The sequence below is a fragment of the Paenibacillus sp. J22R160 genome (assembly GCF_059692135.1).
Window position 1 is genome coordinate 392,902 of the sequence record NZ_JCAUAU010000003.1, and the last position, 17,192, is coordinate 410,093.

Genomic DNA, 17,192 nt, shown 5'->3' on the forward strand with positions numbered 1-17,192 from the left:
CGATTGTTTTTTTTATTTACCGTTCATCAATTCTCTGGCGCCTTCTAACTCCAAACTGTGAAGCTTTGCTACACGTCTGCGGAAATGTTCATCTATACGGAATTCTGCCTGCAAAAAGGAGCGGACTAAATCCTCCGCAAGCCAGGGACCAATGATCTGTGCACCTAGGCACATGATATTCACATCGTCATGCTCCACGCATTGATGCGCCGAATGAATATCATGGCATACTGATGCTCGGATGCCCGGAATCTTATTCGCTGCAATCGCGGCACCTACGCCTGTACCGCAAACCATGATTCCCCGCTGAAACTCTCCACCGCGGACAGCATTGCAAACGGTTCTAGCCACATCCGGAAAATCGACTGCTTCTGTTGAATGACAGCCGAAATCGGTAACCTCCACGCCCAGTTTGGCAAATAGCGGCTTCAGAGCTACCTTCAATTCATACCCGCAATGATCGCTTCCCAAAGCAATCTTCAAATGTTCTCCCTCCCTTAATACCTTGCAATATTCAGAGAACACTAGCTGTTTAGCTCGTTTTCCTTCATAGCTTCGATCAGCATGCGGAACAACTGCAAGTCCTCTTTGGCATCCTCTGGCGTTGTTTTCGGCGTTAAATCATTCACGACCACATCGTAAAAATATTCAAATTGGCAAGTATAAGCATCCTTAAAGGTAGGACGAATAGCCGTTTCGTTATATGCTTCTCCGTTTGTTTCATTCACCTGTAGCGTTGTAGGAAGATGGCGCATGTACGGTGTATTGTACTGGACCTTCAGCGATTTGTTGTTGCCGTAAACCTCAATGTGCGCATCAAACCGTCGTATATTGTCAATCCCCGTTTCATAAGTAACATGAAATCCGTCATATTCCAAAATCGCGCTCATAAATCTGCCGTTATTCCATTGCCGAGCGGAAACGACCCTTTTGGGGAATCCGATCACTTCCCGCATCGCGGATAAATCATGGCTGCCTAGCCCACAAAGCAAACGATACGCTGAGCGTAAGTCCGCAGGGGCTTCGCCAATGGCATCCTTCACCAATTTAGCTGCCCGATCGACACGGTCTGTTTTGGCATGCTCACTGATATCATCGAAACGATGGACTTTGCTGGATTGGTCGATAAATAACTGATTTCCCCCAATAATATCGCGGACCCTCACATAGTTGATTTTATCCAGCTTCTTCACTTCTTCAACCATTTGCACAAATGCCGGGGCATACCTTCTCATATAACCTACCATGACCTTCACGCCCATTTCATCCCGGACACGGATGATGTCGTCAGCTTCCTGCAAGGTCAAACACATCGGCTTTTCGATTAACACATGCTTTTTATTTTTTAGAGCGGCAATCACACAATCGGCATGATATTCATCACTATTGCAGATGAGTACGGCATCCAGTTCTGGAAGGCTCGCCATTTCGGCAGCATCTATATAACGGTTTGGCACGTGATACCTGTTCCCGATAACCTCCAAAAGCTTAGGTGAAATGTCACAGATTGCAGTGATTTCATACCTCTCAGACAAAGACTCCAATACGGGAAAATGGATGATCTGGGCAACCTCACCAAGACCGATAATGCCAATTTTTAATCTGGACACGGAAATTTATCCTCCTTTAAACGGCCAGCATTGTTTCCGTAAATGTATTGATTTTTTGCAATCTTGCGTGAAAAGCTCGATACAAACCATCTGCTTGTTCCTGAATCGTTTTTTGATTATTCGTGTACGGATTCAAACTTGTTGCGTAATCCACCTGCTTGATCAGCTCCACTGGGATTGATGCTGCTCCTTTCAACGCGCCTGCCAGTCCGCCAGCGATTGCAGCAACAGCCCCTGTATCTCTTCCCATATTTACGCCAGCAAGGATGGCTTCATGTGCGTTTCCTTTCACTAATCTTAGAATGCAAATCGCTTTCGTTAATGCTTCGTTCGCAAAGCTGTTGCAGTACGGAACGCCGCAGCCATAATAAATTTTGTCAAACGCCTCTCTTAATTCGCCGAAGTCTTTGCAGTGTGCAGTGCGTTTCAAACCGGAATCCAGTTCCTGAATGACATTATCGCGAAGGTAACCGTACTTGTTGCCGTCAATTTTAAGCGCAAGATCGGTATAGTCGCAATATCTGAAAATATCACCAATAACGCTATCCACGGTTGCGCCTGGCTTGGTAGCCGAAGCAATCGCTGCGGCAGAAACGCCTGCCCAGCGGACAGCATAGCTTTTGGACGTCTGGTACAGCTGTCCAATCTCGAAGGCATCCGCAACCGCATTGCGAACATCGCCGGCGTTAATTAAACCGATCGGCTGACAGGAACCCGAAGCACTGCTTAATCCCGCATAATCGCAATATTTGCCGATATCTCGGGCCGGGATTCCGCTTTTGGCAACCGCCAGCAGCGTATTTTCAAAGTGTTCCGAGATCGTTCCTCCTGCTTCCGCTTTAATGTCCCTCACCCAGATGGAACGGATATCTTCCGCATTTACACGGTCTTGCTTAGCAAGGATCGCCGTCGTCATCAGCTTTTGTCTTTCCACGCCGTCTTCCGTAGTACCGGGCTCACGCGTCCAGCCACTATTATTCCGCTCATAGGGCAATAATGTATCCAATATGCCATGTCTCGCTTCAATCTCTTGATGGCTCAACCCTTCGACAGGAGCGCCCATGGCAGCACCCACATAAGTTCCCGCTATACAACCATAAAATTTATCCTTTAGACTAATATTTTCGCTCATTGAATGAACTCTCCTCACATAGTTAGATTATGCGCTGCAGTTAAATTGCAGACATTTGTTCCGAATACGCTTTCAGTTTCAGTAGTCTTGACTGATAAGCCTGATACAAACCCTCTGAATGTTCTTTCATCGTTCTGTGCGAATTACTTACAACATGCAGCGAAGTTGCGTAATCAACTTGCTTGATCCATTCCTCAGGAATTGATTTCGTTCCGCTTAATGCGCCAGAAATCCCTGCAGCAACCGCCGTAACGCAGTCCGTATCTCTGCCCATATTCACAGCTGTGATCAAAGCATCCTTGACATTGGCATTGACCATTCTGAATATGCATATCGCTTTGGTTACTACTTCATTCGCATAGCTGACCTCATATGGAATACCTCTAATGCTATATGATTCATACAAGACTTTGCGCAGCTCGCGAATATCCGTAATGTTTTGCGTCCGTTTCAGTTCACGGTCAATTTCCTTAACGACCACATCGGGATCGCAATAGTTGTAGATCGCTCCAATAACGCTGTCTACCGTTGCATTTGCTTTCGTAGCCGTTGCAATTGCCGTTGCCGTTACGGATGCCCATTTTAACCCGCGACCATTGGATGTTTGATACAGCTGACCGACTTCATTCACATCGTTAATCGCATTCTCCACATCGCCGGCGTTAATGAGTCCAATCGGATGGCAGGAACGGGAGAAACTGTTCAATCCGGCATAATCACAATATTTACCGATATCTCTAGCCGGAATGCCGCTTTTTGCCATCGCTAGCAACACGGCTTCGAAGGGCTCCGAGATCATGCCCGCTGACTCCGGCTTAATTTTCGCTATCCACTGCCTGCGGACTTCCTCTGCCGTAACTCGATCCTGCTTTTCAATAATCGCTGAAATCATCAACTTCTGTCTCTCGACACCGTCCTCGGTCGTACCAGCCTCACGCACCCAGCCATTATTGAAATGCTCGTAAGATACCAATTTATCCAAGATGCCATACGTTTCTTCTGTTCGTTCAAAATCCCAGCCCTCTACAGGCGCTCCCATCGCTGAACCAATATGAACACCAGCAATACATCCGTAAAATTTGTCTTTTAAGCTCACTTTTTCGCTCATAGATTGTTCTCTCCTCATTTTGTTCTATGGATTATTTGATAGAAACCAGATCTTAATGATGTTTTTTCTTGCTCAATCGGAACAGATAAGCTAGAAACATCACCCCTTTCAAAGTACCTATGAGTTCTAATCACAAATTGGTATCGTTGCCATTTTTAAAGACACTGATGAATTAAAGGATAAACTCCTTACCGCAAGCACTCACACTAACTCCTGTCATATCTCCATAGAGCACATTGACTTCCACTTCATGTTCCCCAGCCTGATTCATCTGTTGAGAATACGTCCCCCATGCCTTGCCGGTGCTCCAAAATGAGGTGAACCTATCTGGATGGATTACTGGTGTAAACGCCATTGTTGCCTGAACCATATCGTATTCGAACCCGCTTAAAGCGATAAGCAGACCCCAGCTAGCCATGGAACGGACATAATGATGACCGCATTCCACTTCGTTCCACGGATTACGCCGAATCCCGTCGTGCCGATCGCGAACCGTTTTGACTAGCTTCAAGCCTTCTTCATGAAAGCCCTCGTAAATCAGATGTGTGGCTACCTGGTATTCAATGCCGGTCCAAACTTCATCTGAGTACACAAATGGCAGCTTCGGACGACCACCTTGCGGCCAGGAGCAAAGCAGCATACCTTGTTCATCGTTAAGCGCATAAACACGTTGGCAGTTGGCATGCTGGTTAAAGCTGTCTCTAAAATTATGCTTATACACAGCACTCAAGGCGCTCTTCACTCTGTCTGGCGGAAGTAAATATCCAAGCCCATACAAATGGGCGAATTGCTGCCCCAGCAACTGATCAGACAGGCACCCTAAACCGAGCTGGTGCTTGTGTTGATCGACATCCTCTACCTTTTGTACATAGTACTCACCATTCCACATCAATTGATCAAGCCGATTTAAGCTTTTTTCATGGATGTCCCGATATGTCCTCGCTTTGTCGTCTTCCCCGAGATATGCCGCTATCTCCTCTGCTGCTCGCAAAGCGCCTAGGAATATCGTTCCAGTCAACGGGTTAGGGCCATGGAAATCAATATCATATGTGTTATGCTGCTGCCCATCCAGTACATAATCACCGTCTGTATCCCAGTGTTCCAATCCATATTGCAATGCTTTCTGAACGGAAGGCCACAGCTCCTTAACGAATTCATCGTCCCCGCTAAGCTTCCATTCTCTGAATACCCGCATAATAGCGCCCATCTGACCATCCGCAGCGCCCGGCGCTATGATGTTGCCTGGCCATACGAACTCCGATTCGAACACTTTCGTAGCACGGTAGTTCATCTTGCCGTCCTCGTGCATTTCCAGCAAAAACTCCGTGCGTCTCATGCTGCGTTCCAATGCTGGAAACAAAAATGCCGCAGTCTGCGCATAGTTCCATACGTGCGTACAAGTTCCTTCACAGCTGCCCACGTGATCCAAGCTGCCCTCAAAGCCAAAAAACTTGCCGTTCTTTAGCCAGAAGCAGGTCGTGCTGCGGAGAACAGTGATATTGGCCGACATCGCGTCAAGCACATAATCAGGCAATGTACTGTTGAATAAAGCGTCTTGGAACAGATATGTTTCCCTTTCCAATCTTTCAAAATGCTGCACAATGTACGCTGCTGCCGACCATGAGCTGTCAAATCGGGTAGCGTAATAGTTTTGGGTGACTTCTCTACCTTCCGCTCTGACACGGAACTGCTCGCTCCAGCCATTCATACGATTCGGGAAATACCAGCTCATAATAAACTGGAACTGCTTCGTTTCTCCTGGGGCCAGCGTTTCATAGATACCCAAAGAACCGGTATCCGTTTTGCGATCATCGGAAGGTGTCTCATAACCATGATCGTTCAGTCGGCCATCTTCTGCGAAATCATCCCAAAATTCCTGAAGATAATCAAAATGGGCACCTCGCAGCCAAACCCGCTTGCTCGTAACATTTGGGTTCGTTGTTACAAGTGACATATTGCCGTAAAGCAGATCCGTGCTAGAGCTAGCATGTTTATGCGAATGAAAAAAAAGACCGTTGATTCCATCTTTTTGCACAAATTCATTTACATTCCTACCTGTGTCAGGCAGCTCCATACTGCCAAAAGCGTTAAAGCTAATCCCGCCTACAGGATTAATTAGCGAACCCGCCACGGTCACATCTACAGGACGGTCCGTTACATTTGTAACCCAGTAGGTCATGATAGTCCCAGGGATACCAGAATCATCGGCATTCAAGGGGATGAAAGGTGTATAGGCCTCTAATTCCACCTCCACCGGCAATTCAGAATCCTCGAACACAATTCGGCAGATCGGATACTCGCCTGACATGCGGGATGCCTCCATTCTAGGAAGCCCACCACCAGCGTAAGGGGAATACCCATGCGGCTTGCTGTGGGGCGGTTTGAATTGCGACTGCAGCACCTTTGCGATAGAAGGCTCTCCCTCTTCCTTAGCCCATATTGCAAAGTAGGAATTAGGAAAATGAAGTCCTTTATCAGGATGATTAAAGAGCTCCCAGTCTCTGAACTCTCCCCGGCTGCCAAGAGACACGTTGCCAGTACCAATTCCCCCTAACAGGAATGCCGCCTCCGTCGCTTCGCCAGTGAATGATCTAGCCGATCGGACATGTGATACCTTTTTCCGGGATAACACCATGTTTTTTGCTCCTTTGATAGCGAAGGCCAAGTGCTATTTTTTCGCTTTTTTCTCTTGATATATTTTGTTAACTTCATCTGTCCACTCTTTACCGCCTCGTTTGTTGAATTCATCCACGTATTTGTCGAATTCGGACAAAGGTGTTTTACCGGTAATGAATCGAGCGTAGTAGTCAGCTGTCAATCCGCGCAAGTCGGCTTGGTATTTCAATTCAGCCTGTGAGTTCATCATATCAGCAGCATTCGTAATAACTTTCCAGTTGAAAGCATCGCGACGAGATTGAACCGATGGCTGCAGCGGAAGGATGCTTCGTATCCTTCAATACGACCACGCCACGGGCAACCATTCCTGCACCGCGTAAGCCAGACTCACCTCGAGGTCCTACAGGCGGAGCAATGCGAAGCAGTTCAACATTCGGGTCGGTTTTCTTCATGGTGTTTTCCATATTTGATTCCCAAGTCCACCAATTGGCGGATACGCCATAACGATTTTTGACAAATTTCTCGTCTCTCACAGCGGAACTGTGCGTAAACATTTCTGGATCAATAAGCCCTTCTTTATACCAATTTGCTAGCACCTGCAAAGCTTCCTTCGCTTCCGGACGCGTCGTTTGGGGAATCAGCTTCCCGTCTTTTTCAACAAAATAGACGCTCGCTTTCGCTGTGCTCACCCAAGGTGCATCTCCAGCTATAACGCCAAATGCTCCGAATATGCCATCGAGTGAATCAAGCCCAAGGCCGCTAATGCCATAGGTGTCTTTTGCGCCGTTGCCATCAGGATCTTTCTCAACAAAAGCAACCAGTACATTGTGCAGCTCATCAAGTGTTTTTGGTACAGGCAGATTAACCTTTTTTAACCAATCACCCCGAATAACGAAATTATAACGCTGCGGATGAAGCCAAAGCGGAATCGCCCACAATTTACCGTCTACCGTAAAGTAATCCAGCGCTTCCTTCGGAATATTCTTCTGAATATCCGGCATTAGGCTCATATATGGCTTTAAATCCAGCAGTGCGCCCTGCTTCGCATAGTCAAAAACCGCTTGACTCGTTGGCATCATAGCAACGTCTGGTTTGTCTTTTGATGCCATAATAACGGGCACCTGATCCGCAAAGTTCGCTGAAGGCGGGGAAATTTGTTCAAATTTCACGCCTGTTGCTTTTTCAATCGTATCTTTGATGGGGTTGTTGTCTGGAGCCTTTTCAAAACCGCCTTTTGTATATAGTAGTTTGATAGGGCCCGCATCAGCATTTGAAACTTCTGCCGGTGGTGATGCATCATTTTTAGTACAAGCGGTAACCAGTGATAGAAGCAATGCGGCGGATAGACCTAAGCTGACCTTCTGCTTTCCGTTCATTTTCCATAACCTCCCATTATTTTGCTGTATTACAAACCTGCCGATTGGCGGGGCTTGCCGCTGTTTGGGAAACTGTTATCCAATCCACTGCTTATCCCTTAATGGAGCCGACCATCATGCCCTGTACAAAATAGCGCTGCAAGAACGGATAGACGCACATGATTGGCAGCACCGCCACTACGATAGTGGAATTAATAAGCACCGATGCAGGTGGTCTGTTGTCAGACAACGAGCCGCCGAGTGCGAGACCGCCGATATCATTTGCAACTAAAATTTCGCGCAATAGCAGCTGCAGCGGCCATAGATGCCGATCGGTAATATACAACACTGCATCGAAGAACGAGTTCCAGTGAGCCACTGCGTAAAACAAGCTTATGGTAGCCAGAGAAGGCAGCATTAACGGCAAAATAACTTTCAGCAAAGTAGTCATCTCGGACGCGCCGTCGATAATCGCCGACTCCTCTAATTCAACCGGAATCGTTTGGAAAAATGTCCGCATGATGATCAAATTGTATACGCTTAACGCGCTGGGAATAATCATCGCCCAAAATGTATTTGTCAAATACAAGCTATTAACGACCAGGAAGGTTGGAATCATTCCACCGGAGAACAACATTGTGAAGAAGAAAATCCCCATTATACTACCGCGACCTGGCAAAAACTTCTTTGAAAGCGGATATGCTGTCAGAATGGTGATTACAAGGCTGACCGCTGTACCCACCAGCGTTCTTAGAATAGTAATCGTATACGCATCGATGATCTTGGAGCTGCCTCGAAATAACCAGGCATAGTACTCAAATGTGAGGCTAGTCGGTATAACGATAAACGCGTTGGGTTGTTTAATTACATCATCCATCGGGGTTATCGAGCTTAGCAGGACGGTAATTACCGGAAGCAGCGTCGCCAAAGTAATAGCCGAAAGAATCAGCAAATTTATAAATCCGAAAGCGCTATCAGCATTGCGTCCAAAAGAACGGCGACGTGGTCTGGCGGTGTGCGGAAGTGTCGGTTTCATCATTTATCCTCCACTTTTTCTAAGAAATAGTAGGTGGTAACGACCATGATGCAGGCAATAACGGATTTAAACATACCAGCAGCAGCAGATATATGGAATTTATTTTCCAGAACACCAATTCGGTAAACATATGTGTCAATGATATCGCCTACACCGTAAAGCATCGGGTTATACAAGTTAAATACTTGCTCGAACCCTACATTAAGAACACTTCCCATACGCAGCAGCAGCATGATCATAATGATAGGCATAATACTAGGGAGCGAAATCTTAATCATACACTGAAACCGTGTAGCTCCATCCATCTTGGCTGCCTCATACAGATCCTGCGATACGACGGTCAGCGCAGCCAAGTAAATAATGGCGTTCCAGCCCATCTCTTTCCAAATGTCGGATATGACCAATATGCTTCTGAAATACACCTCATCGCTGAAGAAATAAATTGCCTTCTCGCCTGTCATCTTAATGAGTTTATTGATTGGTCCTTGATCGGATAGGAAGTTAAACAACAAGCCGGACATGACAATCCACGATAAAAAGTGAGGCAGATAGAGAATTGTCTGGATGCTGCGTTTAAAGATCAAGATGCGAACTTCATTGATTAGTAGTGCCAGCGAAATCGGAACAGGAAAACCTAAAATAATTTTATACGCGCTAATAATAAATGTATTTTTCATAGCTGTAATGAACTGAGGAGCTTGAAATAAGTAAATGAAATTGTCAAACCCCACAAATTTACTGCCCCATACCCCATTAAAAATTTGATAATCCTGAAAGGCAATGACCAACCCAAACATCGGCGCGTAATGAAAAATGGCTATGTACAGAAGACCGGGGACTAACATCATATAGAAGTACTTATAGCGGACGAGATTCTTCAGAAACCTGGTCAGCACCAGTGGTTGATGTGCGGATCTTACGAGCCTCACAGGCTGCGAACCTGATTTTTCACTCATATAAACACCTCGCAATCTATGTACAGTAATTGACAACATGTAAATTTCTGAATTTTCAAAATAAAATTTGGGGTTATCCAACGATCACTTCACTCCATTCAACCCTTCCCGTTTGATACCTTTATCATAGCCCCCTCCTTATCCTGTAGTAAATACACAGTTAGCATCGTAGATTGTGCAATTATGAAACAAATGTGCATTTATAAAAATGAAGCCAGTTAGATAATTGAATATTCCAGAAATTCATCAGTTTCCCTATAATACAACTTATCATTTCAAAATCCTGTTAACGACTGGAAGGGTGGCACATAATGACTAATTCTACATGGCCCAAACTGGATGACAGCACCATGCTGCAAAGACTTACATTTCCTGAAGGCCGAGTTCGAATGGTATTGGATACCGACACATTTAACGAAGTTGACGATCAATTCGCCTTGGCTTACGCCCTGCTTTCCCCAGAAAAAATCGATTTACTGGCCGTAACAGCGGCCCCGTTCTTCAATTGGAACTCGGTCAGCCCAGCGGATGGAATGGAGAAGAGCTATAAGGAAATCCTTAATATTATGCAGCTGATAGAAGTGAAGAATGCTCCTCCGGTCTATAAGGGTTCATCGCAATACATGACCAGTCATGCTGAGCCTGTGCCGAGTGAAGCTGCGGATAAAATTATTGACTTAGCTCTTTCATCCTCCGAACCGCTGTATGTGGTTGCCATCGGCGCTATTACGAATGTGGCGTCGGCTATCGCAAAATGTCCTGAAATCATTCACAATATGGTCGTCGTGTGGCTTGGTCCTAATGCCTACTGGTGGCCTACTCAGAAAATCTTTAATGTGTCGCAAGACTATCATGCCTCTTCACTTATTTTTGACAGCGGCGTACCTTTAGTTGTGCTCCCGTGTCACGGTGTAGCTTCCCATTTGCTGACTACACCTTACGAAATTGATGCCTGTTTACGTGGAAAAAATAAACTCGGCACCTACTTCAGCGATATGTTCCAAGGTCGGTTTACCCGGTTTGGCCAGAATAAAATGGGATGGTCCAAAGTCCTTTGGGATGTTGCAGCCATTGCCTGGGTGCTTAACGAACAATGGGTACCTTCTATGGTGCGGAGAACTCCGATCCTGAGTACCGGCTTTACTTATTCTTTCGATGATTCTCGCCACTTTTATAAGGAAGCGATTGATATTGACCGAAGTCTAGTATATATGGACCTGTTTGCTAAACTTCGAGAGCTGCCTAAATAAATAGCTTTCGGTGTCTGTTATCGTTTCTATGTTTAGGAGGGAAGCACCATCAAAAAGCCAACCATTCTTGACGTTGCCGAAAAAGCAAACGTAACCCCCTCCACCGTATCCAGAGTTATGAACGCTTCCAGCCTCGTTAAGCCTTGTACCAGGCAACGAGTTCTGGAAGCAGCCAAGAGTCTCTGCTACATTCCAAACAAAACGGCTCGCGTGTTCAAATCCGGTAAAAGCCATATCCTCGGACTTGTGATTAGTACGCAGCATATTAGTGAACTCGTCTTAAATGCCGGATTCCAGGCGAGGTTTAAAGCGTTGACCGTGAAAGCGCACAACGAGGGATACAATATGCTGATTATCACTTCAACCGATGCTGAACCTCATTCCTACTTTGAAGTGATCAAAAATCAGGTAGCCGATGGTTTTATCATATTAAGCCCGTCTATCAATGAGTCCTTGACCTCCCTTCTTGAGGAGGCTGGCATTCCCTATGTGTTCAACATGAAATATTCCAATAATCCCGAAGACAGCTACTATATCTCCTCGGATGATGTTGAAGGCGGATATATGGCAGCCAAATACTTACTAGATCTGAATCATACAGATATTCGCTTTATCCTTGGTATTGTAAAAGGGACTATCATGCCTTTCAACGAAGACCGAGTGAATGGTTTCAAAAAGGCACTGGGCGAATACGGCATAGCGTTCAAGCAGGAAATGATTGTCACCATTCCGGGTCAAATGGAAGAGAGCTATAATCTTATCCATCAATTGTTCCAAACGCAAAAGCCAACAGCCCTGCTGATCTCTAACGAAACAACGACAGTGGCTGCCTTAAACTATTTCTACGATTATGGTTACCGGGTGCCACAGGATGTGTCTGTCATCGGTTTCGGACCTTCGGAATTTTTCCGGCATCACCGTCCCAATCTAACCAATGTCAGCTATGACATTACATGGTCCAGCGACAAGCTGGTCGATCTGCTGCTACAGCGAATCGAAGGCAGGCCAGTGACACTTGAAAGGCCAAAAAAACCCGAGTTGATCATTCGGGGGAGTACGGCACGATATGTTCAGCCAACTGTCTTGGCATCAAAAGAACGCTGATTGAAAACTCCGTATGGAGCAGCTGATTTAGGTGACCAGCTGCTCCATACGGAGTTTTTCATCTTGCGTCTATTGCTTGTTCAGCTACCTGTCGCGAATCCGATCACGACTTGCCCGTATTTCGGCTACAAACTCCGGCCACCATTGCTTTTGATCCGATCGTTCGTCCAACACAGCCCTTTCTTCCACAATTCTGGGCAATAACTCCTCCGCTTTCTTCTTCAATTCTTCCAAACCGCCCACCTCCGGCACAAGCCATTTTCTTCCGATTTGCGTGTGAAGCACCTCATCAGCCCAATCGTAATCCTGGAACGTGATAGCAAGCTCGTTGTCCGACGATTTGGCAATGACCCACTCTAGTCGTTTCCCTGTCTTTTTGGGCATTTGCCTTTGCTCGAAATACCACAGAATTATGTGCGCTTCCAACGGCTCGAATTTCGTGTTCAATGTTAAGCTTGTTCTAAAGTCTATTGGATATTTATAAAATTCAACACCGTCTTGATACAACCCAACCTCACCGAGCATGGAATGACGGGCTTCATCCCACAGCTGCCTGCTCATATCCACATAATAGTCCCACGGTTTCCCCTGTGTCTTGTAAATGATTGGACCCATCCATTCCGGCACCGTCATTTCCTTCAACCGTTTATAGATCAATGCATAGGTTCTCTCGTCTGAAGGGCGCGCCTCTTCAAGGTAGTAATCATCTATTTTCCCAGCTGAGTTGTACTTATCGACAAATCGAGCATCCCGGCGTGGTTCAGCTTTCATTTCATAAGGCTTGCCTTCTTCTGTACGAGGAGTGATAGGCTTCCAGTTCGCTGATTTTTCCAAATCTCCTGAGAAGCCTCCTGCCGCTTGCAGACAGCATTGCAAATGTTCCTGCCATTGTTGTGCGGCTATCCGATCCTCCTCTGTTACCATCAATGCTTGAATCGCCTGATCTCCCCACACCTGCATCTCTTCTTCTTCCACTAGCATGAATTTGAGCACTCGGCACGTAGGATAATCTACTAACGGGTTGGTTTCTGCCAAGTACTTGTTCAGAGATCGAATAAGTTCCTTTTTTGCTACACCATAAATACCAACCATAAGCTCCAAGGTCGTTTCCGACCGAATCAACTCCTGGAAAAACAGTTCAATCGCAGCATCTGGTGTTTGATCCAAATAATGCGGAGGTTCGCGCATCTCCGTAATCCGCTTACGAAGTATGGCACTGTGCTCGGCATCGAGCCACATGTGCAAGCCCGAGGCACACTTCACTTCCCATTCGGGTACATGGGCAATATGTGCGGCAAAAATGTTCATCAGCTGGGTTTCCACGTACACATATCGTTTCAATAAACCCACCGAGCGGTCAATATCATAACCGATGCTACAAGCCTTTTCATAGCTGCAAATACCTGCTAAAGGGATTAAGCCCAAATTGTTATTTTTGACTCTTTCCATAGTTGCCCCCTTATTGAAAATAGGAATGGTACCGATGCCATTTTTATTTGCAGTAAATTCCTTTGCTTTTACATACATTGCCTATTCTGTTATTCAAGTTCCATAGGGTTATAGAGAAGTAAATCGCGATATTGCCCCGGTGTAATGCCCTCGCTCCGCTTAAAGGCACGAATAAAGCTGTGCACATTGTTGTAGCCAACTTCATTGCTAATTTGACAAACCGTCCACTCATTCAAGGAAAGCAATTGCTTGGAGCTAACGATGCGTCTTGCGGTCAATAAGTTATAAAAAGTGCTTCCTGTATACTGCTTCAATAAGCGGTTAATATACGTAGAAGAGCATTTCACCAGCTCAGACACATGCTCAAGTCCAAAGTCCTGGTTAAAGTGTTCATCTATGTAGGACTTAATCTCCCACACAATACGTTGATTTTTGTCCACTCGCAAAGCAAGCATATGCTTACAAATATGAAGGCAAATCCCTTCCAAATAGCGGTGAATTTCTTGCTTTGTTGCAAACTGCTCCATGCTGGCACATGGGTCAATATCAGAATCCATCATGTCTCTGAGTGTAAAACCCGCTTTATATACCGTCCGAATAATGGCATGCGTCAAGTGGAGATACACACGCCTTGCCGCGCTTGTATCTTCTGGCTGAATGGCATCCATGCACAGCTGAATGTAGTCCAGCGTACTTTGCAGCTTCTTGATCGTGCTTCGCATAATCGTACTGCAGAGCCTTTCTTCCAGCTCAAATAGAGTTGCGTATTCATAAACCTTGTGTTTATTCCGATCATCAAATGTGAGGCCGCCCCCATTCCTTTGAACTGTCATTGGCATGCGTGATACATAATTCAAATTGTAAAAGGTAGTTCCATTGTCTAAAAAATTATATGTACGCGTCATCTTCCCGGAAATTTGAAACGAGCTTTGCAAGGTCATACCCCTCTCTTTAATAAAATTTATACAAGAAATGGTACCGTTGCCATTTTGTTTCGCGAAGATGTGAAAGCACTTACACAATTATATTAGACCTGCTTTTAAAGGATGTCAACCTGATTTCCTTTAATTTTAAATGAATAAATCACTGTAAAAACTTTGGAAAAAGTGATATAATGGCATCGTTATCATTGTTATCATTCCAAGCTTTCCAAAGGGGAGAGTCCCAATCAAAAAGCCTACTATCCGTGACGTCGCCCTTCAGGCGAATGTCACTGCTTCCACCGTCTCTAGAGTATTAAATGATTCTGACCTCGTGAAACCCCGAACAAGGCAAAAGGTTCTAGAGGTCATTGAAAGTCTCGGCTACATTCCTAACAAGACGGCTCGGATTTTCAAGTCCGGCAAAAGCTATATTCTTGGACTAGTAATTAGCCAGGCCCATATTAGCGAGATCATGTCTAATGCCGGATTTCAAGCACAATTTAAAGGTTTGACCGAGAAAGCCCACAAAGAAGGATACAATATTTTGATCATCACTTCCGCTGAAGGGGACGCTTATTCCTATTTTGAAGTGATCAAAAATCAACTGGCCGATGGCTTTATTATTTTCAGCCCCTCTCAAAATGACACATTGACTTCCTTGCTTGAAGAGGCTGAAATTCCCTATGTCTTTAATATGAAATACTCTGACAACCCCCAAGATCGTTACTACGTATCCTCGGACGATTTCGAAGGCGGGTATATCGCTGCTAAATATTTGCTCGATTTGAACCATACTGACATTCGTATGTTGGTGGGTAGTGTCAAAGGCAGCATGCTGTCCTTTAATGTCGAAAGAACTAATGGCTTCAAGAAAGCCTTGGCCCAATACGGCGTACCATTCAAAGAAGAAATGATCGTCCCTATTATTGGGCAAATGGATCAAAGCTATAATGCTGTCTATCAATTATTTCAGACGCAAAAACCTTCAGCTCTCCTGATCTCGAATGAGATTACGACCGTCGCAGCCTTGAACTACTTCGCTGATCATGGTTACAGAGTACCACAGGATGTATCCATCATCGGCTTCGGGCCTTCCGAGTTTTTTCGCACGCTGCGCCCAAATCTAACGAACGTCGGCTACGATATCTCCTGGACCAGCTCCAAGCTTGTAGATCTTCTGCTGCAGCGAATTGAAGGCAAATCACCGTCTTTTGAGATGCCCAAAAAACCGGAATTAATCATCCGTGACAGTACCGCTCGATATATGCCGGAACCATCTCCGATTCTTGAAATGCAGCAAGAATGAGAACTATCTTGCTGCATTGGAGCCGTTGCTAGCTTCTTAGAGCGATGGTTATCCGAGAAGCTAGCGGTCATCCGTGCTCCCGCATGATTTTTTGGGAACTATAGTCCGCTATTTCCATGAGAAGGGGCAATTTCCAAGTGTGCGGGGAACTACGTTCCGCTATTTTTCAAATTTTTCCATAAAACGCACTTTCGCGGCCAAATAGCACCCTGTAGTTCCGCTCAAAGAAGAAAAAGCTCGCTTTCCTTCAAATAGAGGACCCCAGTGAAGTGTGATAATCATCGTTGCGGCAACGCCACGCCCCCCAACCAAATAAAAAAAGGTACCCAAGGGCACCTTTCATCAACACATTAAAAAACAAAATCATCATCCGTCAAAGCTTCAACGTGAATCGTACGCACATACCCATTCCCTTTTTTAGAGAAAAAGTCATGCTGCTTCGTCTTCGTGCTCAAACCGTTCAGAACAATCGGATTAATTTCCTCTTCCGGGAACAACGGCTCTACCCCTAAGTTCATGAACGCTTTGTTCGCGTTGTAACGCAGGAATGCTTTCACATCGTCAGCCAGCCCCAGAGGTCCATACAGGCTTTCCGTATAGCCTTCTTCATTGGCATGAAGCTCCTTCAATAGCGCAGACAACGTCTCGTAAGCCTCATCTTGCTCAGCAGGGCTAAGCTCTGCATAAACTTCCTGAGCCAATACACCAATGTACAGACCATGAATACTCTCGTCACGTAAAATCAAATCAATGATTTCACCGCTGCTTGTCATTTTACCCTGTCCGGCCAAATAAAGCGGGTAATAGAAGCCACTGTAGAACAAGTAGCTCTCTAGCAATACTGAGGATGCCATCGCTAAGTACAGCTCTTTTGTTGTCGTAATATTTTCATAATAATGGGAAATTTTATTCGCTTTGAACTGCAGATAAGGATTGCGCTCTACCCATGCGAATAATTCATTAATCTCTTCCGTCGTAGACAGCGTCGTGAAAATAGAGCTGTAGGACTTCGCATGAATTTGCTCCATCATGCCCATGAAGCTGAGCACCGCTTTGCGCTGCAGCCCGTCAACATGCTCAAGAATCTTCGGCATGCCAACGCCGCCTTGCATCGTATCAAGCAGCGTAAGGCCGCCAAGCACCTTCATGTAGAGCTCACGCTCAGCCCCGCTCAGTGTAATCCAGGACATTTTATCGTCAGACAACGGAATTTCCTCGTCCGTCCAGAACTGCATAATGTTCTGATTCCAGAATGTAATCGTGAAATCATCATCCGGCCGGTTCCAGTTCACCGCTTTTTTGACGATTGGCTGATTAATGGTAGTTGCAGTACTCATCTATGTTCAA

Annotated in this window: 15 protein-coding genes; 3 read left to right on the forward strand and 12 right to left on the reverse strand. The window is 45.6% G+C overall.

Features of this window, described 5'->3' with window-relative positions; genetic code table 11:
- Positions 1 to 12: 12 nt before the first annotated feature.
- From rpiB to AC58UW_RS08850, 9 genes are all read right to left on the reverse strand, one after another.
- Positions 13 to 483: a ribose 5-phosphate isomerase B gene (gene rpiB / locus AC58UW_RS08810; RefSeq protein WP_497420314.1), complete on the reverse strand. Its 471-nt coding sequence runs from the start codon at positions 481 to 483 to the stop codon at positions 13 to 15.
- A gap of 41 nt (positions 484 to 524) precedes the next feature.
- Complete coding sequence (locus AC58UW_RS08815; protein ID WP_497420315.1) at positions 525 to 1,610, reverse strand: Gfo/Idh/MocA family oxidoreductase; 1,086 nt, start codon at positions 1,608 to 1,610, stop codon at positions 525 to 527.
- Positions 1,611 to 1,626: 16 nt separating this feature from the next.
- Entirely contained in the window at positions 1,627 to 2,742 is a 1,116-nt protein-coding gene (locus AC58UW_RS08820; protein ID WP_497420316.1) for an ADP-ribosylglycohydrolase family protein, read from the reverse strand.
- A 40-nt stretch (positions 2,743 to 2,782) separates the two neighbouring features.
- On the reverse strand, positions 2,783 to 3,850 hold the full coding sequence (locus AC58UW_RS08825) for an ADP-ribosylglycohydrolase family protein (protein WP_497420317.1): 1,068 nt from the start codon (positions 3,848 to 3,850) through the stop codon (positions 2,783 to 2,785).
- A 172-nt stretch (positions 3,851 to 4,022) separates the two neighbouring features.
- Positions 4,023 to 6,485: a GH116 family glycosyl-hydrolase gene (locus AC58UW_RS08830; RefSeq protein WP_497420318.1), complete on the reverse strand. Its 2,463-nt coding sequence runs from the start codon at positions 6,483 to 6,485 to the stop codon at positions 4,023 to 4,025.
- A gap of 33 nt (positions 6,486 to 6,518) precedes the next feature.
- Complete coding sequence (locus AC58UW_RS08835; RefSeq protein WP_497420319.1) at positions 6,519 to 6,716, reverse strand: hypothetical protein; 198 nt, start codon at positions 6,714 to 6,716, stop codon at positions 6,519 to 6,521.
- 1 nt (position 6,717) lies between these two features.
- Entirely contained in the window at positions 6,718 to 7,842 is a 1,125-nt protein-coding gene (locus AC58UW_RS08840) for an extracellular solute-binding protein (RefSeq protein WP_497420320.1), read from the reverse strand.
- Between the two features lie 91 nt (positions 7,843 to 7,933).
- Positions 7,934 to 8,857 carry a carbohydrate ABC transporter permease gene (locus tag AC58UW_RS08845; protein ID WP_497420321.1) on the reverse strand — a complete coding sequence of 308 codons (924 nt, stop codon included), beginning with the start codon at positions 8,855 to 8,857 and terminating at the stop codon, positions 7,934 to 7,936.
- The gene (locus tag AC58UW_RS08850; protein ID WP_497420322.1) at positions 8,857 to 9,813 is read right to left on the reverse strand and encodes an ABC transporter permease; all 957 of its coding nucleotides are present in this window, start codon (positions 9,811 to 9,813) and stop codon (positions 8,857 to 8,859) included. The genes AC58UW_RS08845 and AC58UW_RS08850 overlap by 1 nt, the downstream gene beginning before the upstream one ends.
- 311 nt (positions 9,814 to 10,124) lie before the next feature.
- Between AC58UW_RS08850 and AC58UW_RS08855 the strand changes: the two genes are divergently transcribed.
- Together AC58UW_RS08855 and AC58UW_RS08860 are read left to right on the forward strand one after the other, a co-directional pair.
- Complete coding sequence (locus AC58UW_RS08855) at positions 10,125 to 11,063, forward strand: nucleoside hydrolase (RefSeq protein ID WP_497420323.1); 939 nt, start codon at positions 10,125 to 10,127, stop codon at positions 11,061 to 11,063.
- Positions 11,064 to 11,126: 63 nt separating this feature from the next.
- Positions 11,127 to 12,167 carry a LacI family DNA-binding transcriptional regulator gene (locus AC58UW_RS08860; RefSeq protein ID WP_497420618.1) on the forward strand — a complete coding sequence of 347 codons (1,041 nt, stop codon included), beginning with the start codon at positions 11,127 to 11,129 and terminating at the stop codon, positions 12,165 to 12,167.
- A gap of 84 nt (positions 12,168 to 12,251) precedes the next feature.
- On the opposite strand, the gene AC58UW_RS08865 is transcribed toward AC58UW_RS08860, so the two are convergent.
- Entirely contained in the window at positions 12,252 to 13,616 is a 1,365-nt protein-coding gene (locus AC58UW_RS08865) for a hypothetical protein (protein WP_497420324.1), read from the reverse strand.
- Between the two features lie 89 nt (positions 13,617 to 13,705).
- Positions 13,706 to 14,449, reverse strand: a complete 744-nt coding sequence (locus tag AC58UW_RS08870; protein ID WP_497420325.1) for a helix-turn-helix transcriptional regulator — start codon at positions 14,447 to 14,449, stop codon at positions 13,706 to 13,708.
- Positions 14,450 to 14,798: 349 nt separating this feature from the next.
- On the opposite strand from AC58UW_RS08870, the gene AC58UW_RS08875 reads away from it, so the two are divergent.
- Positions 14,799 to 15,845, forward strand: a complete 1,047-nt coding sequence (locus tag AC58UW_RS08875) for a LacI family DNA-binding transcriptional regulator (protein ID WP_497420619.1) — start codon at positions 14,799 to 14,801, stop codon at positions 15,843 to 15,845.
- A 350-nt stretch (positions 15,846 to 16,195) separates the two neighbouring features.
- Here the strand turns inward: AC58UW_RS08875 and nrdF are convergent, their stop codons facing one another.
- Entirely contained in the window at positions 16,196 to 17,182 is a 987-nt protein-coding gene (gene nrdF / locus AC58UW_RS08880; protein ID WP_497420326.1) for a class 1b ribonucleoside-diphosphate reductase subunit beta, read from the reverse strand.
- Positions 17,183 to 17,192: the final 10 nt, after the last annotated feature.

Excerpts from the sequence above, each read along its gene's own strand:
- AC58UW_RS08820 (WP_497420316.1), bottom strand. The coding sequence starts at position 2,742 with ATGAGCGAAAATATTAGTCTAAAGGATAAATTTTATGGTTGTATAGCG.
- AC58UW_RS08825 (WP_497420317.1), bottom strand. The coding sequence starts at position 3,850 with ATGAGCGAAAAAGTGAGCTTAAAAGACAAATTTTACGGATGTATTGCT.
- AC58UW_RS08830 (WP_497420318.1), bottom strand. The coding sequence starts at position 6,485 with ATGGTGTTATCCCGGAAAAAGGTATCACATGTCCGATCGGCTAGATCA.
- AC58UW_RS08835 (WP_497420319.1), bottom strand. The coding sequence starts at position 6,716 with ATGATGAACTCACAGGCTGAATTGAAATACCAAGCCGACTTGCGCGGA.
- AC58UW_RS08840 (WP_497420320.1), bottom strand. The coding sequence starts at position 7,842 with ATGAACGGAAAGCAGAAGGTCAGCTTAGGTCTATCCGCCGCATTGCTT.
- AC58UW_RS08845 (WP_497420321.1), bottom strand. The coding sequence starts at position 8,857 with ATGAAACCGACACTTCCGCACACCGCCAGACCACGTCGCCGTTCTTTT.
- AC58UW_RS08850 (WP_497420322.1), bottom strand. The coding sequence starts at position 9,813 with ATGAGTGAAAAATCAGGTTCGCAGCCTGTGAGGCTCGTAAGATCCGCA.
- AC58UW_RS08855 (WP_497420323.1), top strand. The coding sequence starts at position 10,125 with ATGACTAATTCTACATGGCCCAAACTGGATGACAGCACCATGCTGCAA.
- AC58UW_RS08865 (WP_497420324.1), bottom strand. The coding sequence starts at position 13,616 with ATGGAAAGAGTCAAAAATAACAATTTGGGCTTAATCCCTTTAGCAGGT.
- AC58UW_RS08870 (WP_497420325.1), bottom strand. The coding sequence starts at position 14,449 with ATGACAGTTCAAAGGAATGGGGGCGGCCTCACATTTGATGATCGGAAT.
- nrdF (WP_497420326.1), bottom strand. The coding sequence starts at position 17,182 with ATGAGTACTGCAACTACCATTAATCAGCCAATCGTCAAAAAAGCGGTG.